This is a genomic window from Pseudomonas kielensis (assembly GCF_014236655.1).
GTDB lineage: Bacteria > Pseudomonadota > Gammaproteobacteria > Pseudomonadales > Pseudomonadaceae > Aquipseudomonas > Aquipseudomonas kielensis.
In genome coordinates this window covers 1-21,091 of the sequence record NZ_JACMYG010000003.1, presented here as the reverse complement: position 1 = coordinate 21,091, position 21,091 = coordinate 1, and the positions used below count along the sequence as shown (strand labels likewise).

The following is a 21,091-nucleotide window of genomic DNA, read 5'->3' as shown; positions in this document are numbered from 1 at the left end:
GCGTCTGGCCACTCACATAGCCGGATTCGGGAACACACTGCAACTACACCGCACCCGCAGCCTCATCCGGCGCAGCGCATGGGTACCGCTGAACCGCACCGTGTAAGGGTCGAGTCATACCTTTTAATGTCTCATGCGGTGTGGCGGGCTTGGTGGGTCAATTGTTTTGTTTGCGCCGGCTATGTTAGAAGCAACTGACCGAATCCAATATTGCCGATTGCGTCGATCAGATGACAAAAGACCTCAACTCACGACGCCTCGCCTCTTGATGCTCCAGTCTCCAGTCACCATTCCTATCGCCTTCGTGCATGGCATATTGTCTGGCGTGCGGGCTCGCGGTCAGCCATGCGATGCTTTTCTGGCTGATGCAGGTATCGCCTCGGAACTGCTCCAGCAGGTCAATGCACGGGTGAGCGTAGACCAGTACGTAGGGCTGTATCGGCTGCTGATCCAGCGCCTGGACGACGACTTCCTCGGTTTTTTTTCTCGCCCCCTCAGGCGCGGCAGCTTTGCCCTGATCGCCCGTTCTGGCGTCAGCGCCACCACGTTGGAGGTGGCAATCGGTCGTATCGCCCGTACATTCGGATTGCTGCAAGACGACGTGGTGCTGGAGACGGTGCACGATGGCGAATTGACCGGGCTGACCCTGCGCTTTACCAATCCGCGGCTTGAACGGCCGCATTTTTTGCATGAATTACTACTGCGTGTCAGTTGGCGACTATTGGCATGGCTGGTGGGCGGACGACTTCCTGCCATACGCTTTGACTTCGCGTTCCGATGCCCGCCTTACGCGGACAGCTATGCCAAGGTATTTCCCAGTCCCCGACAATTCGACACGGATCAGTCGACACTCTGGTTTGACTCAACGCACCTGCAAGCCATCGTACGTCGTGACGAAGGTGCTCTGCAGGCGTTCCTGGCCAACGCGCAAGCGCATGTCATTGCTCCCAGACGCAGCAATGACTCCATCAGTGCGCGCGTACGCTGCCATTTGCAGAAAACACAGCCTGCCTGGTCTGACCTCGCAGCCACGGCCGACGCCCTGCACATGGCGAAGTCCACCCTGCAAAGGCAGCTGGCCAGCGACGGATCGTCATTCCAGGCGTTGAAAGATGAACTGCGCCGTGATTGTGCAATCGTCCGTTTGACCACCAGCCAGGTGCCGCTGGCAAGGCTCGCCTGCGAGCTGGGATTTGCTGACAGCGCCGCGTTCCAGCGCGCGTTCAAGAACTGGACGGGAAGCGCCCCGGGGACTTATCGGCGCAGCTAGAACTCACAGCGTGTCCCGCCTCATTCACATTCAGTGATGACTCGGCACGCCGGCAGAGCAGGTCCGCCCCCCTGCGCCATTGATCTGATCCTGCACTGCCATGACGGTGCTGACCCCAGCTTGCAGAACATGGCCGACAACAGGCCCCCTTCCCTGCCTCGCTTGCAGGTCGGCTCAGTGACTCCTGAAATCCGCTGACCAAGGCGTTATCTGCCACGTTTATGACACCAAATGTAGGATTTTAGGTAACCCACATCCCTTAATATTGACCAGATGTACCGCGACACTCGCACCCAATAACAACAAACCTTGCCGCTGCCCGAGTGAAGTTTCTTTGCCTTAACAAACCGTCTGATGAAGCGGCGCAGAGAACAAATGCTTTCTCCTCCGGCACTCGCGCACATTAGGAGGTCATATGCGTCTTAGCCTGCGCTCATCGATGCAACGCATCGGTGGCATCTTGAGTGTAATAGCACTGGCTACCAGCCTGGGTACTGCACAAGCCGCAGACAAACAGCCCAATATTCTGGTGATTTTCGGCGATGACGTCGGCTGGATGAACATCAGCTCGTACGGCGGCGATATTCTCGGCGTCAGCACGCCGAACATCGACCGTATAGGCCAGGAAGGCATGCGCCTGACCTCCTTCTACGGCCAGGCCAGTTGCACCGCTGGCCGCTCCGCGTTCATCACCGGGCAGTTGCCGGTGCGCACCGGCCTGACCACCGTCGGTATGCCTGGCTCGGCCACGGGCTTGCAAAAGGAAGACCCGACCCTGGCCGAAGTGCTCAAGAGCAAAGGCTACGCCACCGGCATGTTCGGCAAGAACCACCTCGGCGACCGCGAGGAGCATCTGCCGCACCGCCACGGTTTCGACGAATTCTGGGGCAACCTCTACCACCTCAATGCCAACGAAGACCTCGAAGACATGGACCGTCCACAAGCGCCGGCCTACCAGAAGCTCTTCAACCCACGCGGCATCATATCCGGCACCGCCGATGGCGCGACCAAGGACGAAGGGCCATTGACGGTCAAGCGGATGGAAACCTTCGACGACGAAATCACCGCCAAATCGATCGATTTCATGCAGCGCCAGGTCAAGGCGGATAAACCGTTTTTTGTCTGGCACAACGCCAGCCGCCTGCACGTGTTCCTGCACCTGAAAAAAGAGTCACAGGGCAAATCCCGCGCCTCGAAGACCGCCGACATCTACGGCGATGCACTAGCCGAGCACGACGGTCACGTGGGGGAGCTACTCAAGTCACTCGATGACCTGGGCATCGCCGACAACACCATCGTCCTCTACACCACCGACAACGGTGCCTATCAATACATGTGGCCAGAGGGCGGTACCTCGCCGTTCCGTGGCGACAAGGGCACCACCTGGGAAGGTGGCGTGCGGGTGCCGGCAGTGGTGCGCTGGCCTGGACATATTCCAGCGGGCAAAGTCAGCGCGGAAATTTTCTCCATGGAAGACTGGTTCCCGACTCTCGCAGCCTTTGCTGGCGAGCCGGACACGGTGCAAAAACTGAAGGCCGGTACCCAATACAATGGCAACGCCTACAAGGTGCACCTGGACGGTTTCGACCAGCGCAGTTTCCTCACGGGCCAGCAGCCCAACTCCAACCGTAACCTGCTGTTCTATTACGATGAGTCGGAATTCACCGCCCTGCGTACAGGCCCCTGGAAAATCACCTTCCGCGCCAAGCTCGACGGCAAGTGGGACAACCCGCTGGTCTCGCTGGGCCGTCCGCTGGTCACCAACCTGCGTATGGACCCGTTCGAGCGCCAGGATGGTGACCTCAACCGCCAACTGGCCGAACGCAAGACCTGGCTGCTGCTGCCGGCGCTCGGCCAGATGATCCAGCATCTGCAAAGCTTCAAGGATTTCCCGCCTCGACAGAAACCGCTGTCCGCCGACATCGGCAAGCTGATCGAGCAGATCAAAGCTGGCGAACTCTCTCTCTGACCCACACGTCCCCACGCGAGCCACACCTCGCGTGGGCGTTCAGCGCCATGGATTCCTATGAGCAACTGGCATGACCTGCAGTACCTCGGCAACCAGTTGGCTAGCACCGTACTGGGCCAGGAAGAGCTGATCGAGGGCATTCTCCTGGGCTTGCTCGCCGATGGGCACCTGCTCGTCGAAGGGGTGCCGGGGCTGGCGAAAACCCGGGCAATCAAAAGCCTCGGCAGCTTCCTCGACGCTAGTTTCTCGCGCATCCAGTTCACCCCGGACCTGCTGCCCTCCGACATCACCGGTGCGGAGCAATACTACGGTGAGTTCGGCCACGGCGAGCTGCGCTTTCGTCAGGGACCGATATTCGCCAACCTGGTGCTGGCCGACGAGATCAACCGTGCCCCGGCCAAGGTCCAGGCGGCCCTGCTCGAAGCCATGGAGGAGCGACAAGTCACCACCGCAGGCATGCACCATGCCCTGCCCGAGTTGTTTCTGGTGATGGCGACCCAAAACCCCATTGAACAGGAAGGTACTTATTGCCTTCCTGAGGCGCAGTTGGATCGCTTCCTGCTACACCTGAAAGTCGACTACCCCGATGCAGCCTCCGAACAAGAAATGCTGCGTGTGGTGCGCGAAGAACGCTATGGCTTGAAGCCTGCGGCCCAGACCGTAAAGAAATTACCCCAGGCGACGTTGCTGGCGGCTCGTGCAGAAGTCGGCCAGGTGCATGTCAGCGCCAGTATCGAACGCTACATCCTCGACCTTGTCCGCGCCACTCGCCACGCACATCGCTATGACGCCCGCCTGGGCCTGCAGATCGCTCGCGGGGTCAGCCCCCGCGGCACCCTCGGCCTGGAGCAGGTGGCGCGAGCCAAAGCCTGGATGCGTGGGGCGGACTTCGTCACCCCGGACGACGTGCGCGCAGTCACTTTGCGCGTTCTGCGCCATCGCATTGGCCTGAGCTATCAGGCACAGGCCGAGGGTATCGCGGCTGACGATGTGCTCAAGCAACTGCTGCAATGGGTCGCCGTCGCTTGAAACTCATGTCGACGCTGCCATGGCAACGGACAGCGCCCACGGCGGTGAACGAGGAAGGTATCTATGTCGACCTGGCGCACCTGGTCGCCCTGCGAACTGCCAGCCGCGGTTTGTCCCTGCTACCGCAGCCATTGCCCGGAAGCCTGCTCGCCGGAGCGCACGACTCGCGCTTACGGGGCCGCGGCCTGAACTTCGAGGAACTGCGAGCCTATTGGCCCGGCGACGATGCCCGACTGATCGACTGGCAAGTCACGGCCCGCCTGCGCAAACCCTTCATCCGTCAATTCGCCGAAGAGCGCGATCGGCCGTTGTTGCTACTGGTGGATCAGCGCATGAACCAGTTTTTCGGCAGCCAGCGTGCAATGAAATCAGTGCTCGCCGCTGAACTGGCCGCCCTCGCCGGCTGGATTGGCCTGGCCCAGCAGGACCGCGTGGGCGCGCTCATCTTCGGCGATACCTTGATCGATGAACTGCGCCCGAACCGGGGCAGCGCTTACCTGCTGCAGACCCTGAAGGTGCTGGTGCGGCACAATCGCGCCCTGTCGGCGGACTTGCAGCACGACGCCCCAGAGCAGCTCAACCAAGTACTACGCCGTGCCATCCGCCTCGCCCGCCACGGTCATTTGATTCTCTTGATCAGCGATTTCCACGGCCTGGACGAACAGACGCATCGACTGCTCGCCGAGCTGGACCGGCACAACGATGTAATCGCCTGCTGGACCCACGATCCGCTACTCGCCGGGCCACTGCCATCGAGTCGACTGGTGGTCAGTCAGGGGGAGCGACAAATGACTGTCGACCTTGGGCATGGGACCCAACGCCGAGGACTCGAACAGCTGCAGGCGACTCGACTGGAGGCGTTGCACCGTTCGACACGGCAGCTGGGTATCCCACTGCTGCCGATCTCCAGCGCAGCGCCCTGTGCCGAGCAATTGCACCGCCTGCTCGGTCAACTGACAGCCCGCCAGACCCGTCCATGACTGAACGACCCAACCTGGCACAGCTGCAGGATCTCGCCCTGCCCGCCGCGATCAGCCCCTGGCCACAAACGCCCTTGGCCCTGAGCTTATCCCTCTTGCTCGTACTCACTCTGCTCGGGCTAGTCTGCCTGCAACTGCGTCGCTGGCGATCCAATCGCTATCGGCGTTGCGCCCTGGCGACACTGGATGCGCTGCAACGCCATTGCACCGCCGACCCGGCGCGTCTCACCGAGCTGCCGACGCTCCTCAAACTTGCCGCACTGCAGGCCTGGCCTCGCGAAAGCGTGGCGGCACTGTCCGGCCCGGACTGGCTGGCCTTCATCCAGCAACAGTGCCCCGGTCACCACTTTCCCGAGGTGCTTGGCGAACTGGCCTACTGGCCACCCGAGCGTATCCTCGCCCTCGGACAAGGCGAGCGTTCAGCCCTGCTCCAATCAGCACGTGTCTGGTTAAAACACCATGTACGTCCTTGAACTGCCTTGGCTACTCCTGCTGCTGCCACTGCCCTGGCTGCTGCGCTACGTGCTGCCCGCCCGTCATTGCCGCCAGGACGCCGTACGTACACCCTTCTTCCAGCAGATGGCCGAAGCCACCGGCCAACGCCCTGGCCGCACAGCAACCCAGCGCCCGGTCGGGTTTCTCGCTCACCTGCTCAACGGGCTGGCCTGGTGTCTACTGGTGCTGGCACTGGCGGCACCGACTCGACTTGAACCGCCCATCGAGAAACTGCAACCCCAGCGCGACCTGCTGCTGGCAATAGACACCTCACAGTCCATGGAAACCACCGACACGGGTGCCGGGCTCAGCCGCATGCAAGCCGTGCAACAGGTTATGGACACCTTCATCGAACGTCGCCGCAATGACCGCCTGGGCCTGGTGATCTTCGGTGACCGCCCCTATACCCAGGCCGGTTTCACCCAGGACCAGAGCACCTTGCGTACGCTCCTTGGCGAACTGCAACCTGGCATCGCCGGCCCCAGGACCGCCCTAGGGGATGCCATCGGTCTGGGCGTGAAACAGTTTGCCTCCAGCGCCGCCCAGGACAAGGCCCTGATACTTCTCAGCGATGGCCGCGACACGGCCAGCCGCATGCCCCCGGAACAGGCGGCGCTCATTGCACGCCAGCATGGCATTCGCCTGTATTGCATTGGTTTCGGATCGACCGAGGGCGAAGGGGAAAACCGTTTGGACGAAGCCCTCCTGCAACGCATTGCCCACGACAGTGGCGGCCGCTATCTGCACGCAAGCGACCAGCAGGAGCTGGCACTCGCGATCGATGAGCTGGACCGCTTGCTCCCGGTCATGCAACGCCACCTCCAGCACCAGCCAGCCAGCCCGTTGTACGTCTACCCACTCGGCACCGCCCTCGGCTTGCTACTGCTGGGTTGGCTGGCCAACTGGCATGGCGTCCGCACGCGAGCAGGTGCCTGATGGACAGTCTCTACCCCATCCACTTTCTGCGCCCCCTGTGGCTCTCCCTGCTGCCGCTATTACTACTCGGCCACGCCCTCGCCCGACCACGGCTGGACAGCCTGGCGCCATGGCGCAAACTGATCGCGCCCCACTTGCTGGCGCACCTTCACGTGCCCGGACAGGCCCGGAGCCAGCGCCTCTGGCCGCTGTTGCTGCCCACGCTGGCTGTGCTCGCCGCCGCAGGGCCCAGCTGGACCTACCAGCCACCGCCATTTGCCGAACAACGCGCCCCCCTGATCATCGCACTGGACCTGTCGAGTTCAATGGCAAGTTCCGACCTTCGCCCCAGCCGATTTGAACGGGCCAGGAGCAAGCTGCATGACCTGCTCGACCGGCGTCAGGGTGCACGCACCGCCCTGCTGGCCTATGCGGGAACGGCCCACATGCTGCTGCCGCTCAGTGATGACCCAAGCCTGCTCGGCTATTACCTCGACGGACTCTCTCCCGAACTGATGCCCCGTCCCGGCAAGGACACCACTGCGGCGCTCGCAGCCCTGGATCAAATGCAGAGACAGGAGCCGTCCCCCGTCAGCCTGCTGCTGATTACTGACTCCGTGGAACCCGCCGCCAGGCACACGCTGAACGAACGCCCCGTGGTCATCTGGGCCGCCACGGCGGATGCCGAGGCACTGGCCAACACCGTTGAGGTGCCCGTGGTTCCCATGCGCCTGGACTCCAGCGACCTCGACAGACTGGAGGCGCGACTCAACGATCACTACCGCGCACAACTTCAATCCAGCGCCGGCAGCCATTGGCAGGATCAGGGCTGGTGGCTCCTCTGGCCTGTCGCCGTGCTCCTGCTCCTGCGCTTTCGTCGTATGGCGCCCGTGCTTCTTCTGCTCCTCGTATTCGGGCCAGCCCCTGAAGCGGAAGCTGGCGAGTGGCGGTTCTGGCAGCTCTGGCGCACACCTGACCAACAGGCCCAGCGCCTGTTTGACCGCGGTGACTTCGCTGCAGCCGCGGCCCTCTACCAGGACCCTCAGTGGCAAGGCATTGCGTACTATCGGGCGGGCGACTACGCATCCGCAGCGCAAGCCTTCAGTGTCGAAAACACGCCCCACGCCCATTACAACCAGGGCAACGCCCTGGCCATGCTCGGCCGCTACCCGGACGCGATCGCGCAGTATCGGCAGGCGCTCACTGTGCGGCCGAGCTGGCAACAGGCCCAGGACAATCTCGGCTTGCTGCTGAACCTGCTTGAGCAGCCACGCGCTCCCGACAATCCGGGCGAACCCAACCTTCCACCGGACGGATTGCAATCAGACCCACAACTTCGCCGCGCTGAGACCGAAGCCTCCCAGCACGTCACGCCAGAGGAACAGGCGCAAATCTGGCTCGACTCTCTGGACGCAAACCTTAGCGGCTATCTCAGAAACAAGATGGCCCTGCAACTGCAACAGCGCGAGAGCCACGAACCATGAGCAAGCTGTTTGTGCTGCTTCTACTCAGCTCACCCTGCTGGGCACAGGAGCCGCTGATACGAGTGATCCAGGAACCGGAAGGTGCGGTGCACTCCGGCCAAAGCATCGTCCTCAGAGTGCAGGTCCTGGTGCCCAATTACTTCCTGGGCGCCCCCGATTTTCCGCGAATCGAATGGGTCGGTGGGCCGGCTGGCGAGCTGCAGGACAGTGGCGGCAACGTGTTCCAGCGCATCGATGAGCAAGACTATGCCGGCATCGAACGCACCTATCGATTTCCCCCCCTTGCGGCGGGCGAGCACTCGCTTGCTCCCGCCGAGGTCCGGCTGCGCTATGCCGACGAGCATCACCGCGCGCTCGACGCCCGCTTGTCGCTACCCAACATGCGTATTCAAGTCAATTCCATGGCCCCCGAGTACAGCGCCCAATCCCACACACGCGCACAACTGAGCGTGAGCGAAACCTACCAGCCGGACACGACCCCATTGCAGAGCGGCGACCTACTGACCCGCCGACTGCAGATCGAATTGCGCGAGCCCGGTCACCTGCTGCCGCCGACGCCGACACTCAATACCCCCACAGGGGTACGGGTGTATCGCCGGGCCACGCAACTGGAAAAGACCGATGGACGCAGCGGACAAACGATTCGCCGCATCGACGAGGTTCACTACCTCTTTGAGCGCGCCGGCCCAATCGTGCTCCCCGCCATTCAGCTGCACTGGCGCAATACCCTGACAGGGCAGTTGGAAACGGCGGAGCTGCCCGCCCGTCACCTGAGCATTGCTGAACACGACGAGCCGCTGGCCGCGCCGGTCCAGCGCTATGCCGTACACCTGAGCCTGTTTGGTCTGCTCATCGCATTACTGGGCGGAACACTCTATCGCTGGCAAGGGTGGCGGCAGCGTTGCGCCGCTTGGCAGGAAGAGCGCAAACACTGGCGCGCCTTCCGTCAGGCCTGCGCCTCAGGCCACCTCGATGCGGTGGAAACGTCCCTGGAACACTGGCTGCAATTGAACCCGGCGCCAGAACCTTTGCGCCGGGTCAGAGACACGAACCTGCACGAGGCGATCCAGGCCCTGCTGCGGGCGCGTTATGCCGCTAACGCCAGCCATTTCGACGTCCAGGAGCTGTACCGGGCGGCGGCTCAGGTTCGCCAACAGCGCAAAACACGCCCCAAGCCAACCGCTCACCCCCAACAACTCAACCCGGACAGCGACTGAACCTGCGCCGCCAGGTAGCTCACGGACCGGACAGCGATTGGCGCTCAACCTGCGGGGGATAGCCCTCAACCACATCCGATCCGCGCGCGCACGCACACCTCATCAGGACTGCACGTAACGTTGGATTCAGGCCTGGAGCTGGGCAAGTTGCTGCCGCGCCTGCTCTTGATCCAGGCGCTGCATGGCATCGTGAGCCGTCAACTGCAGGGCCCGCTGCAGCTTCTCGACGACACCCGGATCGTCACTGCCATACATCACCTCCAGTCCACGCGCGTACTCGATAAACGGCACCACCGCCCCAGGCGCCAGCTTGACTGCCGCGTCGTAGTGCTCATGGGCGCCGCACTGGGTCGCACCATAGAGCATGCGTGCCATAAGAGCACCGGCCTGATCGGTGATGCCGGCATGCCAACCGCCATAGGTGACATACGCTTCGGCATGATCCGGTTCGAGGCCAAGGCACTTCTCGAGCTGCTCCTTGATGCTCCCGCCAAAGCCCTGAGCCAGTGCCTCGATCATCGAGATAAACTGGCTGTAGCGCCCCATGGCAACCGCGTACATGTAATGCACATTGGCACTCGATACACCGCTCATCTCGGCTTTCTTGCACATTGCCATGGCTTCTTTGAACAGTTCAGTCTTGTTCTTGTCGTTCTTTTCGATGTACTGCGCATAAATTGTGGTCGCAAAAGCCGCTGGCACCAGCCCTTGCCCATCCATTTCAAGGCCGATATTGACCGCCTGGGCAAAGTTGCCCAAGTGATACTGGCGCCACGCCTCTTGCAACTGCGCGGATGGCGGGAAGGGTTCGCGGTTCCCGGCATGCAGCCGATCCCACTGCTCGCGCAGCTTGTCCCCGGACAGATCCAGGTCACTCATATCCAACGGGCAGGCCTGCCAGTCTTGGGTATTCATCGTTTACACCTCATAAAACCGTATGCCCGCCGCGCGGGCTGTTAGTGGATCATTGTCCGAGCGTGGTCGGCCGGCTTCTTGGGTCGGGAGTTTCCGAGCGCTCGCCAGCCAGTCATGCGCTCAGTCAAATGCTCATGACGCGCTCGCCAGTTCCGCCTGCAGGGTTAGCACCAGACGCTGGCAAAGTAGGTCCCGTTGTAGCCCCGGCAACCCCGCTGAAGCCTGTTGCTGCATGGTTGAATAGCGGGTGCGCTGGCCCAGGTGAATCCATTCGAGGTCTTCCCAGGGCGTCGCGGCCAGCAGCAAACCGGCGCTCAACAGCACCCCTGCGCGACCCCGGTACTGAGCCAGGCCAAGCAGCTTGCGTCCCTCGGTATCGAGTAGCTCGCCATGCCCAAGACCGGCGAAGCAGATCCAGTCCACCGCTGCCGCCTGCGCCGCCGCATTGTGCGTGGCGATGCTGGCAGCATCGGCCAGCCGGCTGGCATAGCCCTGCTCACGCAGCACGTGCTGCCAGCAACGACCGAACCAGCGGAAACTTTCCACCGGACTCAGTTGCGCCAACACATGGCTGTGCGGCAACAGCAGTTCGACGCCCAGCAACCAGGGACCGGCCAGTACCGCCCCGCCACCACTGCTGCGCCGTGCAACCCCGTAGCCGAGCGCGCCGGCGCGCCGCTGCGCCGCCTCTTGATCACCACCGCGGCGCCCGTAGATCAGTGCCGGCCGCAGGTATTCCACCAGGGCCAATTGCGGCCCCCCGATCCCGACCGCCAACTGTTCTTTGATCCAGGCCTGTTCGGCATACGCGCACTGCAGCCGTGCACCGAACAGCTTGGGCTCGGCGGGTGGATTGCCGCACAACGCTGACATCAGAACTGTGCCGCCGTCAGGCAAGCGCCCAGGTCACGTAGAAACAGGCTGGCCGGATACCCATCCACCGCGCGATGATCGAACACCAGGGTGAGCGTGGCGACCTGCGCCACCGCCGGTGCGCCGTCACGCACCACCACCCCTTCGCGGGTACGACCAACCCCGAGAATGCCGACCTGCGGCGCGTTGAGGATCGGCGTCACCCAGTCGATCCCGGCTGCGGCCAGATTGCTCAGGGTAAAAGTGCCTTTCTGATAGGCCGTCGGCGGCAACTTGCCCTCCCGCGCGCGGGACGCCAACTCGCCCAGTTCGGCCGCCAGTTGCACCGCCGACTTTTGCTCGGCATCACGGATCACCGGAGTCAGCAGGCCCTTTTCGGTATGCACCGCCACCGTCAGGTTGACCGCATGCACCTCCTCGATGCCCTGGTCGGTGAGCAGCGCGTTCAGCCGTGGGTGAAGCTTGAGCGTGCGAGCCAGGGCGACCAACAGCAGCACTGTCGGGGTGATCTTGACCCCTTCGACGGCACTCATGGCCTTGGCCCTGGCCAGCAGCGGGCCCATTTCCAGCTCCAGCCCGAGCGCCACGCGGGGTGCCTGCCAGGCCTGGGTCATGCTGCGCGAGATGATGCCGCGCAGGCCGGTTATCGGTATCCGTTTACGGTCCTCGGGACTCGGTTGCTGCGTCATGATCGTCAGGCCTCTGTCAGTTCAGCCAGGGCCTGGCCGCGGGTGAAGTTGTCCTGAGCCGCCACCAACAGGTTGCTGATGGTTCCGGCGGCCGGGGCCAGCACGTCGAAACTGGTCTTGACCACCATCACGCTGGCCAGCAACTGTTGCGCTTGGACCGTATCGCCGACCTTCACGTGCCACTCATCGAGCAACGCCTCGATCTCGACTTCAAGGTTTTCCCAGGCTTCATCTTGCAGTTGGATATTGATCATGGCTTCAGTTCTCAGAGGTTAAAGGTCATCAACTCTTCCACCGCCGCAACGATGTGACGGCTTTGTGGAATCACGGCACTTTCCAGCGCCGGGCTATAAGGGATGGAGACGTCGGGAATGGCCAGGCGACGCGGCGGCGCCTTCAGCTTGATGCGGTCGAGTTGCTCGGCCACCCGCGCGATAATCTCGCCGGTGACGCCGAAACTCAGGTAATCCTCGTCGACCACCAGCAGGCGGCCGGTCTTCTCCAGCGAGGCAAAGATCGCGTCCATGTCCAGCGGCACCAGAGTGCGCGGATCGAGCAATTCGACACTGATGCCCTTGGCCGCCAGTTCACCCGCTGCAACCAGTGCCTTGGGTACCATCTGCGAGAAGGCGACCACGGTCACGTCGCTGCCTTCACGCACCCGGCGCGCCTGGCCGAAGGGAATGCTGTAGCTTTCCTCAGGGACTTCCTCGGCAAACCTGGCGTCGATGAAGTTCATCACCGGCAGGCCGAGCAAGGCCCGGTGGAACAGATAGACCACCGGACTGTCGTCGCGGATCGCCGTCGTCATCAAGCCCTTGGCGTCATAGGGGTTGGACGGCATCACCACTTTGATACCGGGGGTGTGGGCGAAGTAACCGTGCAGCGTCTGCGAGTGCTGCGCTGCGTCGCAGATGCCACCCCCGGTGGACGCGGTGATCACCAGAGGTAACTTGATGGCACCACCGGACATGTAGGTGGTCTTGGAAATGTTGTTGAGTATCTGGTCGAAACACACCCCCATGAAATCGACGAACATCAGCTCGGCGATCGGCCGCATGCCCTGCGCCGCTGCGCCCAGCGCAGTGCCGAGAATGGCGGTTTCCGAAATCGGCGTGTCACGCACGCGCTGCGCACCGAACTCCTTGAACAGGCCGACGGTGGATTGGAACACCCCGCCGATCTGGCCGACGTCCTCGCCGAGGCAGAACACCGAACTGTCGCGCTGCATCTCCTGGCGGATGGCCTCGACCATGGCTGCATAGAACGGCAACTTGCGGGATTCAGCCGTGGTAGTTGATTGGCTCATGGACGGTTCTCACTCTGCGAATACATGCTGGAAGGCCTCGGCGACCTCGGGATAGGCACTGGCGCGGGCGAAGGCGATGGCCTCGGCGACCTGCTGCCTGGCTTGCTCGCGGGCTGCCTTGAGCGCCGCTTCGTCGAGCAGACCCTGCTCCAGCAACTGACGCTCCAGGCGTAGAATCGGATCGCGCTGCTTGAGGGCACGGACCTCACCCTTGGGCCGATAGCCCTCGGGGTCGCCCTGGAAGTGGCCGTAGTAACGGTCCACCTGCATCTCGATCAGCGTCGGGCCTTCACCACGTCGCGCCCGAGCGATGGCTTCGCCGGCAGCGGCGAACATGGCCACGGCGTCGTTCTCCGCCACCTGGATGCCGGGCATGCCATAACCGGCGGCGCGCTCGGCGTTGCTGGCCACCGAGGTGGACGCCTTTTTGTTGACCGATATGCCGTAGTTGTTGTCCTGGCAGACAAACACCACCGGCAGCTTCCACAAGCTGGCGAGGTTCAACGACTCGTGGAAGGAGCCCTGGTTGGCTGCCCCTTCACCGAACTCGGCCACCGACACCGCCCCGTTGCCCTTGAGCTGTGCGGCCAGGGCGGCGCCCACCGCATGGGGAATGCCGGCCCCGACGATCCCGTTGCAGGCGAAGTTGTGCTCGACATCATACAAATGCATGTGCCCGCCCTTGCCGCGGCAGAGGCCGTCGACCTTGCCAAATATTTCTGCAGTCATGCGATCAAGCGGCACGCCCTTGGCGATGGCGAAGTGGTGCGCACGATGAGTGCCCCACACCGAATCGCTGTCTTGAAGGTGCACACAGACGGCCGCCGCGGCAGCTTCCTGGCCGGCTGACAGGTGCATCTCGCCGGGAATGCTGCCGGCACCAATATCGAAGGCCAGGCCTTTTTGCACATTGGGTGGCAACTTGCCTTCGAAATACACCATGGCCAAGGTGTCTTCATATTCGCGGATCAACAGCATGCGGTGGTACATCCACGACAGCTGCTCATGAGTCGGTTGCATTGAAATCTCCCTTCAGGTTGGACCCGTTCAAGCCAGTTGGCCGGTTTCGAACAGCCAGGCCCAGGAACGACGCACGCCGTCACCCTGGCTCGATAGCCCAACAGTGCTTGCGCTGTGACAATTGAGTCGTCGCCCGGTCGAGCGAACGGGTGTATGGCATTTCATGCCGTCTGCACTTGGCCGCGTGTTTGCGCCTGTCGGGCCTGCTGTTCGCAGATCACCTTCAAGCGCTCCACCCCGCGCCGCATGCGCCCGCCGATCAACATCCGCAGGAACCACTGGCTGCCGGGAATGCGTGCGGCGAAACGGATGCTGTAGTCGAGCCAGACCCTGCCATCGGCGCTCTGGCTCAGCTCGATGCGGCCGAAGTGGAACTTCACCGGCGCGCCGCTGATCAGGCGGTAATCCATGCGTTTGAGCGGTTCGAAGGTCACTACTTCTTCCACCACCCGCTCGCCCAAACGCGTCAATTGGCGTATCGCCCCCACCCCGCCGGGATGCCCCTGGCCAGGCTGCAGCAGCTTGCCCTGGTAGCAGAACCAGTCTCCGATGCCGGCGTGATCGGCCAGACGCTCCCAGATCAATTCAAGTGGTGCGTCCACCAACACCTGATGAGCCACCTCGGTGTCGAAATGCTTGGGTGTGAAGCCCATGAAGCGGTCGTAATACTTGCGCACCGCCAGCAGTTCGAAGGAGAAACCCTGGGGGTCGTTGACGTACATCACGCCCCAGTTGTACACGCTGAACGGAAACGGAAAGTTCGGCTTCGCACCGGCATTCACCGTGCGGTCGAAGACCCGGCGTAGCTCCGATTGGCTGCGGTAGCCGAACGCCAGGTTGAGGATACCCAAGTCACTGATTCGGTAATCCGCCGGCAACCCCCGGCCTGGCGGATCCAGGTACTGCACGACCTCAATCAGCATGTCATCGGCCCAGAACAGCAGGCTCTCGCGCCGCGCACCGACCAGCCCCCACAGCGCCTCGTGCTCGGGTCCGTGCAGAGCAACGCCATGGGCTTCATCCAGCTGCAGGGCATTGAGCATGAAATCACGCGACTGCTTCAGGTCGGCCACCGAGAGGGTGATGAAGCGAGCGCTTGAGAGCATCCCGGAACGTGGCCGGGCACGCGGATTGGGTGCACGCGGATCGTCTTCCATCAGCTCCAGCAGGGCCCCGTCCGGATCGCGCAGGCAGACGCGGCGACAACCGGCGGTGCCTACCACTGCGCCGATTAGCGGGCTGCCCAGACGTTCGGCCCGGGCCAGTGCCGCATCGAAATCCGGCACATGGATACCGACCAGGCTGTAACCGATGTCGCACGGACGCCAGTCACCCGGCAGCGGCCGGCTCTCGGGCCGATGAAATTGGAACAGCTCGATCTGGAACTGCTCCTGAGTGTCCAGCAACCACCAGCAGGTGCTGGCCGCACCCGGTACGCCCTGCACCTTCTCGGCGGCCCAGCCCTTGAATGCTTCGGTGCCGCCGCTCGGCACAAAGCCGAACAGGTCCTGGTACCACTGGTGACTGCGCCTCAGGTCGCTGACGCTAAAGGCAATCTGGCAAAGCCGCTGGCTCATCACTTTGACCCTATTTGTTGTTGTGTTGGGGGCATGGCCTGGCGCTCAACGCGTTCGGCGCGAACGCGGCTGATTGGCAGCGTTCGGCTGAGGCGCATTCGGTCAGGGCCTCATGTCCCATGGGAAGTCATGTCGGGTTGCATTATCGGTACGGGGTCAAAGCGTTAGATAGGCAGTGCGCGCCAGCTATTTGACAAACTACGCCAACCCCTGAGGAGCAACAGAACGCAGGCACCTGCCACTCACTGAAACCCGCCCGGTTCGCTGGGGGGTGATGCTAAAGCGCCCGGCGATGAGCACCGGGCGCTATCAATGCCCGACGAATCAGTCGAAGGCGATCATCACTTTGGCGTGCTCATCCGGTTTGCCCAACGCACTGAAGGCCTCTGCCACCCCGGCCATCTGCACCGTGCCGGTAATCAGCGGGGTCGCGTCAAGCCTGCCGTCAGCCAGGTCGTGCAGGGTCTGTGCGAACTCTTCGCCGCTGTAGCCGAAGGAGAAGTGCACATTCATTTCCTTGCCGATGCCAATCAACGGCTCGATTGTGTCCGACTCCATGCACACGCCCACCACGATCAGCCGCGAGCGCGGCGGCGCGTTCTGGATCACCTGCTGGATCAAGCCCGGGATGCCGACGCACTCGAACACCACACAGGGTTTGGGCTGCGGCCCCAGGCCGAACAATGCCATCGGCCCGTTGATGTCGTAACCGCTCGGCGCCGCCACCTGCAGCCAGGATTGATACGGCGATTGTTCCGCCGGGTTCACCACCACGTCGGCCCCCATCTTCTCGGCCAACGCGCGGCGCTTGGCGGAAAAGTCCGAAGCGATTACCGGACCAATGCCGCGGGACTTGAGCACGGCGATCATGGCCAGGCCAATCGGCCCGCAGCCAATCACTATCGGCACTTCATCACCGGCCAGTTGTGCGCGGTTGACCGCATGCACGGCCACCGTCACGGGTTCGGTCAGCGCGGCAATTTCCGCCGGCAGATCACCCGGCACCGGCACCAGCATGGACTCGGACAGAACCATCTGCTCGCCGAAACCACCCGGATAACGGTTGGAGTAACCCACGTGGTCAAAGCTGCTCGGGGTGATCACGAACGGCAGCGAGCAGACCCGTGTACCCACCTTGAGTTTCTTGTCACTGCCGGGACCGTGGTCAAGGATCTGCGCGCAGAACTCGTGGCCGAACACCACGTCCTGTCGGACATCGAACGCCACTGGAATATTGCCGCGCTTGAAGTTGGCCAGCACGTGCTCACAGTGGTGGAACATGTGCAGGTCAGAGCCGCAGATACCGCAGGCCAGGGTCTTGACCAACACTTCGCCGGCCCCCGGGGTGGGCGCCTGGATGCTCTCGACCAACAGTTGCTTGTCACGCATGACGACTGCTTTCATCGTAATTCTCGCTCTCATCAGGAAAGGTTCGAGCTGGCGCACAGCGCTACAGGCCACCAGCTCGGGTTACTACTGAACCGGCTTGGCCAGGCCGAGGTCTTTGGCCGGGTATTTCTGGAATGTCGCCAGGTGGCGTCCGGCTATACCGACCACCCGTGGCAGGCCCCATTCGAAGTTACGGTGGCCGGTGCTGACCTGCTCTTTCGGGTCGACGTAGAGGTTGTAGACCCAGGGCGACATGCCGGTGCTGGAGACCAGCGACTCGTCGAGGTTGGCGCCCGCGCGTTTCACGTCGAAGACCTTGAGGTGCACCTTGAACTCTTCCCAACGGATCGCCATCAGTTGGCGTTCGGCATACATGTAGACACTTTCACGGTTGGATACCCCCTGATCACTGAGCAGGAATGAGCTCTGGTCGATACCGTCGATGTATCGATCTTTCGGCACCTTGGCGCTGTTACCCGTGACAGCCAGGCTGGTGTTGAAGAGGTCCATCAGGTCGAACAAACCATCGCTCTGGCGCCCGGCGCTGATCATCCCCGGCCAGTAGGCGATGCCCGGTACGCGTACGCCGCCTTCCCAGGTGCTGCCCTTGCCACCCCGGAACGGGGTGTAGCCGCTGTCGGGCAGCAGGTCGTCGGACGGCCCGTTGTCCGAGGTGAAGAACACCAGGGTGTTGTCCAGTTGCCCCGTGTCCTTGAGGGTCTGCATCAGCCGGCCAACGATATCGTCCACCTCAACCACGGCATCCTTGTAGGGAAATCCGGCCGGACTTTTCCCGGCGTATCCCTTGGCCGGGTAGTTGTCGTTGTGCACCCGCGAGAAGGAGTGGATCAGATAGAACGGCTTCTGGGCCTTCACTGAACGACGGATGAAGTCCTCGGAGAAGTTGGCGAACTTCTGGTCGATTTGTGCCAGCGCCTCGATTGAGTCGATGGGCTCGAGCACCTGCGCCAGTTCACCGCGCTTGCCGGCGGTGATCGCCGAGCGGCTGACTTTTTTCAATGCGGCCATGCGCTCCGGCTTAAGCACCAGGTTGGGCACCAAGCGCGCATCCAGCCCCTGAGAGAATTCACTGGAAACGCTGAGGATGCCCAGGTATTCGTCATAACCGACTTGCTGCGGCTGGAAACCGTCGGGCTCGCCCAAGTGCCATTTGCCGGACAGTGCGGTGCGGTAGCCGGCAGCAGAAAGCAGGCCCGCGGCGGTTTGCTCAGAGGCCCAGGGGTTGACCTTGGGATTTTCGCCCGTGAGGATCGGCCGGGTCAGGCCGGTGCGCGCCGGCAGGCGGCCCGTCATCATCGCCGAACGCGTCGGCGTACAGGTCGGCTGGGCGTAAGTGGAGGTCAGCTTCAGCCCCCCACTGGCGAGGCTGTCGATGTGCGGCGTCGGCGCACCGACGGCTGTACCGCCGCCATAGGCACCGACATCGCCCCACCCCAGGTCGTCGACCAGCAAGATCAGGATATTCGGCTTACGCCCGCTGTGTTTTTCCAGTGCCGCGAGTTTTTCCTGTACGGCTTTTTGCTGCTCGGGATGAACGATCACCGGTTCCAGGTTTTCGGCGATCATCTGCGCCTTGAGAAACGGGTCGCCCGCCGCCGTCGCCGCCAATGGCAACGCTGCCAGTGCCAGGGCGAATGCTGTACACGAGAGTTTTATCTTCATTATTGTTCTCCGTATCAGTAAAAGCGGCCGGGGCACTTGGCGCACCCACAACCACAGGGCTCATCGAGTCAGCTGATCTGGCCGGTTTCACGCAGCCAGGCTTCGGAGCGGCGCACCCCTTCCGCAAGGTCCACCTTGGGCAGGTAACCGAGCAGACGCTGGGCCTTGGCGCTGGAAATGTTGCCCTTGCGGGCCAACATGTACATGGCATCCGGGGTGACTTCATTGGTCGTTTGCAGCAGCTTGTTGACGCCCCAGATCACGCGGGTCAGCGCAACGGCGGCCGACAGCGGCAGGCTGCGCGGCGAACCGCTGCGACCAGCCCAACGCCAGTGGTTGGAGAAAAAACTTTTGCAGGTCGCCGGGCCGTCGCCACACAGGTGGAAAATCTGCCCGGCCCCCTGCGCCAAGCCCGCCGCGAGCATCACGCCGTCAAGCAGGTCGTCGACATACACCGGCGTGAACACACCGCTCCCGCCATTGGGCAGAATCAGCGCCCCGGCCTTGGCCATCTTCAGCGGTTCGCTGAGCCAGGCGCGCGAACCCGGCCCGTAGACATCGCCCGGACGGATCACGGTGCAGTCGATCTCACCGGCAGCATGGGCGGCCAGCACCAGATGCTCGCTGGCGCCTTTGGCCACGCCGTAGCGGTACTGTTTGCCGATGACCACCGGGCAATGCTCATCGGCGTCATTGGGGTGGTCCCAGCCCAGCGCTGCAATCGAGGAAAACTGCACGAAACGCTTGGCGCCCCCGGCGACGGCGGCGTCCAGACAATTACGCACGCCCTGCACCGAGACGTCACGGTAGAGCTTCCAGGGTGCGGCCAGCGAAACCACTGCCGCTGTGTTGATAAACAGCTCACACCCCTTGGCGTGCCCGGACCAGGCCGCTGGCTGGGTCAGGTTGCCGGCGACGACATTGCTCGCCGGGTCGGCCTGCAAGTCCATACCGCGCACCTCGGCACCCAATGCCCGGTAGCGGTTGGCCAAGGCGCGGCCGATAAAGCCGCTGGCGCCAGTGATAAATACCGAGCGCGGTACGTCAGGGGTTTGTCCGGCACTGCCGATGGGCATAGTGGCGTTTGTCATGATCTGTCCTTCACGGCTGACACTCGTGCACGCTCAAGCGCCAGCGTGGAAGTTTCCAGCCAGACGGAGCACACAGGATAGGAATTCAGGGGGTCGGTACCAGCGTCCGAACGACTCTGGTACAGGTAGACATCAACGGCCGATGCTGTAGCTGGCCGGGCCTGGACGAATGTACTTGGCCGGTTCCAGGCCTCGCTCCCTGGTCAGGCGATCGATCATTTGCATGATGTCGCTGGCGTCCATCATGTTGACGTAGTTGCCGTCCTTGTCGAAATTGACGTTGGCACCGTAGACCACCATGAAGGTATCGGTCGGTTCGGTGTTATCCGCCGGTGTCATGAAGGTGTGGATCGAGCCACCTGGCTCGTACAGGTAGCAACCAGCGGTCTGCGGCTGGTCCGGGTGCTCCACGTAGTTCCACTTTCCGGACAGGGTGAACAAGTGCACTGTCCCGGTGTGGTAATGGCAGGGCAGCATTACGCCTGGGTGGAAAATAACCCGCAGCACCCAGATGCCGACGCTCGGATCAAGGAACAGCGGCTGCACGTCAACACCAGGGAAATACGGTGCCATGGCGTTTTCGTAGATCGGCAACTCATTGGTGTCGAGGCTGAGCAAGTCTTTGTGGTCATAAAAAGGAATTGGAAAGGCCATTGTTATTCTCCTGGAAGGCTGCTGAATCAATATCCAATCTGAGATTCATACTGCCCCAGGCACTGCGCAAAGATTTGATAATTACCGCTATAAACATTTCAATACGCGACAGCCGTATACTGGCTGCGGCGACGACTCATTGCCGCAGTAACCACTCATAAAAAGCCGGCAGCCCCAGACTTTCTGGCGCCATGGCCCAATAAAAATAAATAGGTGCCCACATCATGACCGACTTTGTCCGGGCCTCTGGTCTAGCCAACTTTTCAACATTTGCCGCCAGCCAGGGCTTGAACGCTGAAATCTTGCTGCTGCAAGCCGGCTTGCCCCGTGACCTGGAAGCCCATCCGGACAGCCTGATTTCCTATCGCAAGGTGCTCAACCTGCTCGATGAATGCGAGCTGCAAAGCCGCAACCGACTGTTCGCCCTGCAATACGGCCTGTTTCAGGGCCTGAATGTGTTTGGCCCATTGCTCTACCTGATCCGCAATGCCAAAGACGTACGCGCGGCCCTGGTCGAGCTGGGCAATTACTT

At 62.4% G+C, this 21,091-nt stretch carries 20 protein-coding genes; 9 read left to right on the top strand and 11 right to left on the bottom strand.

The features are described from left to right. Window positions 1-268: 268 nt before the first annotated feature. The 8 genes from H7995_RS03405 to H7995_RS03370 all read left to right on the top strand — a co-directional run bounded on the left by H7995_RS03405 (window position 269) and on the right by H7995_RS03370 (window position 9,359). On the top strand, window positions 269-1,270 hold the full coding sequence (locus H7995_RS03405; protein WP_166591212.1) for an AraC family transcriptional regulator: 1,002 nt from the start codon (window positions 269-271) through the stop codon (window positions 1,268-1,270). Window positions 1,271-1,685: 415 nt separating this feature from the next. Then, a complete protein-coding gene (locus H7995_RS03400; RefSeq protein ID WP_232534606.1) occupies window positions 1,686-3,239 on the top strand; it encodes an arylsulfatase in 1,554 nt (517 codons plus the stop codon). Between the two features lie 57 nt (window positions 3,240-3,296). Next, window positions 3,297-4,268, top strand: a complete 972-nt coding sequence (locus tag H7995_RS03395; RefSeq protein ID WP_166591213.1) for an AAA family ATPase — start codon at window positions 3,297-3,299, stop codon at window positions 4,266-4,268. Then, window positions 4,250-5,248 (top strand): DUF58 domain-containing protein, encoded by a 999-nt coding sequence (locus tag H7995_RS03390; protein ID WP_185817994.1) that lies wholly within the window; start codon window positions 4,250-4,252, stop codon window positions 5,246-5,248. The genes H7995_RS03395 and H7995_RS03390 overlap by 19 nt, the downstream gene beginning before the upstream one ends. Next, window positions 5,245-5,721: a DUF4381 domain-containing protein gene (locus tag H7995_RS03385; RefSeq protein ID WP_182344443.1), complete on the top strand. Its 477-nt coding sequence runs from the start codon at window positions 5,245-5,247 to the stop codon at window positions 5,719-5,721. Before H7995_RS03390 ends, H7995_RS03385 begins: the two co-directional genes overlap by 4 nt. Continuing rightward, window positions 5,708-6,679 carry a VWA domain-containing protein gene (locus H7995_RS03380; RefSeq protein WP_185817993.1) on the top strand — a complete coding sequence of 324 codons (972 nt, stop codon included), beginning with the start codon at window positions 5,708-5,710 and terminating at the stop codon, window positions 6,677-6,679. Before H7995_RS03385 ends, H7995_RS03380 begins: the two co-directional genes overlap by 14 nt. Beyond that, complete coding sequence (locus H7995_RS03375; RefSeq protein ID WP_185817992.1) at window positions 6,679-8,142, top strand: VWA domain-containing protein; 1,464 nt, start codon at window positions 6,679-6,681, stop codon at window positions 8,140-8,142. Before H7995_RS03380 ends, H7995_RS03375 begins: the two co-directional genes overlap by 1 nt. Continuing rightward, entirely contained in the window at window positions 8,139-9,359 is a 1,221-nt protein-coding gene (locus tag H7995_RS03370; RefSeq protein ID WP_185817991.1) for a BatD family protein, read from the top strand. The genes H7995_RS03375 and H7995_RS03370 overlap by 4 nt, the downstream gene beginning before the upstream one ends. 126 nt (window positions 9,360-9,485) lie before the next feature. On the opposite strand, the gene H7995_RS03365 is transcribed toward H7995_RS03370, so the two are convergent. The 11 genes from H7995_RS03365 to H7995_RS03315 form a co-directional block, all read right to left on the bottom strand. After that, entirely contained in the window at window positions 9,486-10,274 is a 789-nt protein-coding gene (locus H7995_RS03365; protein WP_166591219.1) for a hypothetical protein, read from the bottom strand. A 132-nt stretch (window positions 10,275-10,406) separates the two neighbouring features. Then, complete coding sequence (locus tag H7995_RS03360; RefSeq protein ID WP_182344435.1) at window positions 10,407-11,147, bottom strand: lipoyl protein ligase domain-containing protein; 741 nt, start codon at window positions 11,145-11,147, stop codon at window positions 10,407-10,409. Beyond that, a complete protein-coding gene (locus H7995_RS03355; RefSeq protein ID WP_166591221.1) occupies window positions 11,147-11,836 on the bottom strand; it encodes a 2-oxo acid dehydrogenase subunit E2 in 690 nt (229 codons plus the stop codon). The genes H7995_RS03360 and H7995_RS03355 overlap by 1 nt, the downstream gene beginning before the upstream one ends. A gap of 5 nt (window positions 11,837-11,841) precedes the next feature. Beyond that, window positions 11,842-12,090 (bottom strand): lipoyl domain-containing protein, encoded by a 249-nt coding sequence (locus H7995_RS03350; protein WP_166591222.1) that lies wholly within the window; start codon window positions 12,088-12,090, stop codon window positions 11,842-11,844. Window positions 12,091-12,101: 11 nt separating this feature from the next. Then, window positions 12,102-13,145, bottom strand: a complete 1,044-nt coding sequence (locus H7995_RS03345) for an alpha-ketoacid dehydrogenase subunit beta (RefSeq protein WP_166591223.1) — start codon at window positions 13,143-13,145, stop codon at window positions 12,102-12,104. Between the two features lie 9 nt (window positions 13,146-13,154). Further along, a complete protein-coding gene (locus H7995_RS03340) occupies window positions 13,155-14,165 on the bottom strand; it encodes a thiamine pyrophosphate-dependent dehydrogenase E1 component subunit alpha (RefSeq protein WP_166591224.1) in 1,011 nt (336 codons plus the stop codon). Between the two features lie 161 nt (window positions 14,166-14,326). Continuing rightward, window positions 14,327-15,742 carry an SRPBCC family protein gene (locus tag H7995_RS03335; RefSeq protein WP_166591225.1) on the bottom strand — a complete coding sequence of 472 codons (1,416 nt, stop codon included), beginning with the start codon at window positions 15,740-15,742 and terminating at the stop codon, window positions 14,327-14,329. A 324-nt stretch (window positions 15,743-16,066) separates the two neighbouring features. Beyond that, window positions 16,067-17,146, bottom strand: coding sequence for a zinc-binding dehydrogenase (locus H7995_RS03330; protein ID WP_182344433.1), 1,080 nt, complete (start codon window positions 17,144-17,146; stop codon window positions 16,067-16,069). A gap of 69 nt (window positions 17,147-17,215) precedes the next feature. Then, window positions 17,216-18,814 carry an arylsulfatase gene (locus H7995_RS03325; protein WP_185817990.1) on the bottom strand — a complete coding sequence of 533 codons (1,599 nt, stop codon included), beginning with the start codon at window positions 18,812-18,814 and terminating at the stop codon, window positions 17,216-17,218. A gap of 68 nt (window positions 18,815-18,882) precedes the next feature. Further along, window positions 18,883-19,905 (bottom strand): NAD-dependent epimerase/dehydratase family protein, encoded by a 1,023-nt coding sequence (locus H7995_RS03320; RefSeq protein ID WP_198422817.1) that lies wholly within the window; start codon window positions 19,903-19,905, stop codon window positions 18,883-18,885. Between the two features lie 132 nt (window positions 19,906-20,037). Beyond that, complete coding sequence (locus H7995_RS03315) at window positions 20,038-20,559, bottom strand: 2,4'-dihydroxyacetophenone dioxygenase family protein (RefSeq protein WP_166591228.1); 522 nt, start codon at window positions 20,557-20,559, stop codon at window positions 20,038-20,040. Between the two features lie 224 nt (window positions 20,560-20,783). Here H7995_RS03315 and H7995_RS03310 point away from each other — a divergent pair. Beyond that, the coding region (locus H7995_RS03310; RefSeq protein ID WP_185817989.1) for an AraC family transcriptional regulator ligand-binding domain-containing protein at window positions 20,784-21,091 on the top strand (308 nt) is incomplete at its 3' end.

Excerpts from the sequence above, each read along its gene's own strand:
- H7995_RS03405 (WP_166591212.1), top strand. The coding sequence starts at position 269 with ATGCTCCAGTCTCCAGTCACCATTCCTATCGCCTTCGTGCATGGCATA.
- H7995_RS03400 (WP_232534606.1), top strand. The coding sequence starts at position 1,686 with ATGCGTCTTAGCCTGCGCTCATCGATGCAACGCATCGGTGGCATCTTG.
- H7995_RS03395 (WP_166591213.1), top strand. The coding sequence starts at position 3,297 with ATGAGCAACTGGCATGACCTGCAGTACCTCGGCAACCAGTTGGCTAGC.
- H7995_RS03390 (WP_185817994.1), top strand. The coding sequence starts at position 4,250 with ATGGGTCGCCGTCGCTTGAAACTCATGTCGACGCTGCCATGGCAACGG.
- H7995_RS03385 (WP_182344443.1), top strand. The coding sequence starts at position 5,245 with ATGACTGAACGACCCAACCTGGCACAGCTGCAGGATCTCGCCCTGCCC.
- H7995_RS03380 (WP_185817993.1), top strand. The coding sequence starts at position 5,708 with ATGTACGTCCTTGAACTGCCTTGGCTACTCCTGCTGCTGCCACTGCCC.
- H7995_RS03375 (WP_185817992.1), top strand. The coding sequence starts at position 6,679 with ATGGACAGTCTCTACCCCATCCACTTTCTGCGCCCCCTGTGGCTCTCC.
- H7995_RS03370 (WP_185817991.1), top strand. The coding sequence starts at position 8,139 with ATGAGCAAGCTGTTTGTGCTGCTTCTACTCAGCTCACCCTGCTGGGCA.
- H7995_RS03365 (WP_166591219.1), bottom strand. The coding sequence starts at position 10,274 with ATGAATACCCAAGACTGGCAGGCCTGCCCGTTGGATATGAGTGACCTG.
- H7995_RS03360 (WP_182344435.1), bottom strand. The coding sequence starts at position 11,147 with ATGTCAGCGTTGTGCGGCAATCCACCCGCCGAGCCCAAGCTGTTCGGT.
- H7995_RS03355 (WP_166591221.1), bottom strand. The coding sequence starts at position 11,836 with ATGACGCAGCAACCGAGTCCCGAGGACCGTAAACGGATACCGATAACC.
- H7995_RS03350 (WP_166591222.1), bottom strand. The coding sequence starts at position 12,090 with ATGATCAATATCCAACTGCAAGATGAAGCCTGGGAAAACCTTGAAGTC.
- H7995_RS03345 (WP_166591223.1), bottom strand. The coding sequence starts at position 13,145 with ATGAGCCAATCAACTACCACGGCTGAATCCCGCAAGTTGCCGTTCTAT.
- H7995_RS03340 (WP_166591224.1), bottom strand. The coding sequence starts at position 14,165 with ATGCAACCGACTCATGAGCAGCTGTCGTGGATGTACCACCGCATGCTG.
- H7995_RS03335 (WP_166591225.1), bottom strand. The coding sequence starts at position 15,742 with ATGAGCCAGCGGCTTTGCCAGATTGCCTTTAGCGTCAGCGACCTGAGG.
- H7995_RS03330 (WP_182344433.1), bottom strand. The coding sequence starts at position 17,146 with ATGAAAGCAGTCGTCATGCGTGACAAGCAACTGTTGGTCGAGAGCATC.
- H7995_RS03325 (WP_185817990.1), bottom strand. The coding sequence starts at position 18,814 with ATGAAGATAAAACTCTCGTGTACAGCATTCGCCCTGGCACTGGCAGCG.
- H7995_RS03320 (WP_198422817.1), bottom strand. The coding sequence starts at position 19,905 with ATGACAAACGCCACTATGCCCATCGGCAGTGCCGGACAAACCCCTGAC.
- H7995_RS03315 (WP_166591228.1), bottom strand. The coding sequence starts at position 20,559 with ATGGCCTTTCCAATTCCTTTTTATGACCACAAAGACTTGCTCAGCCTC.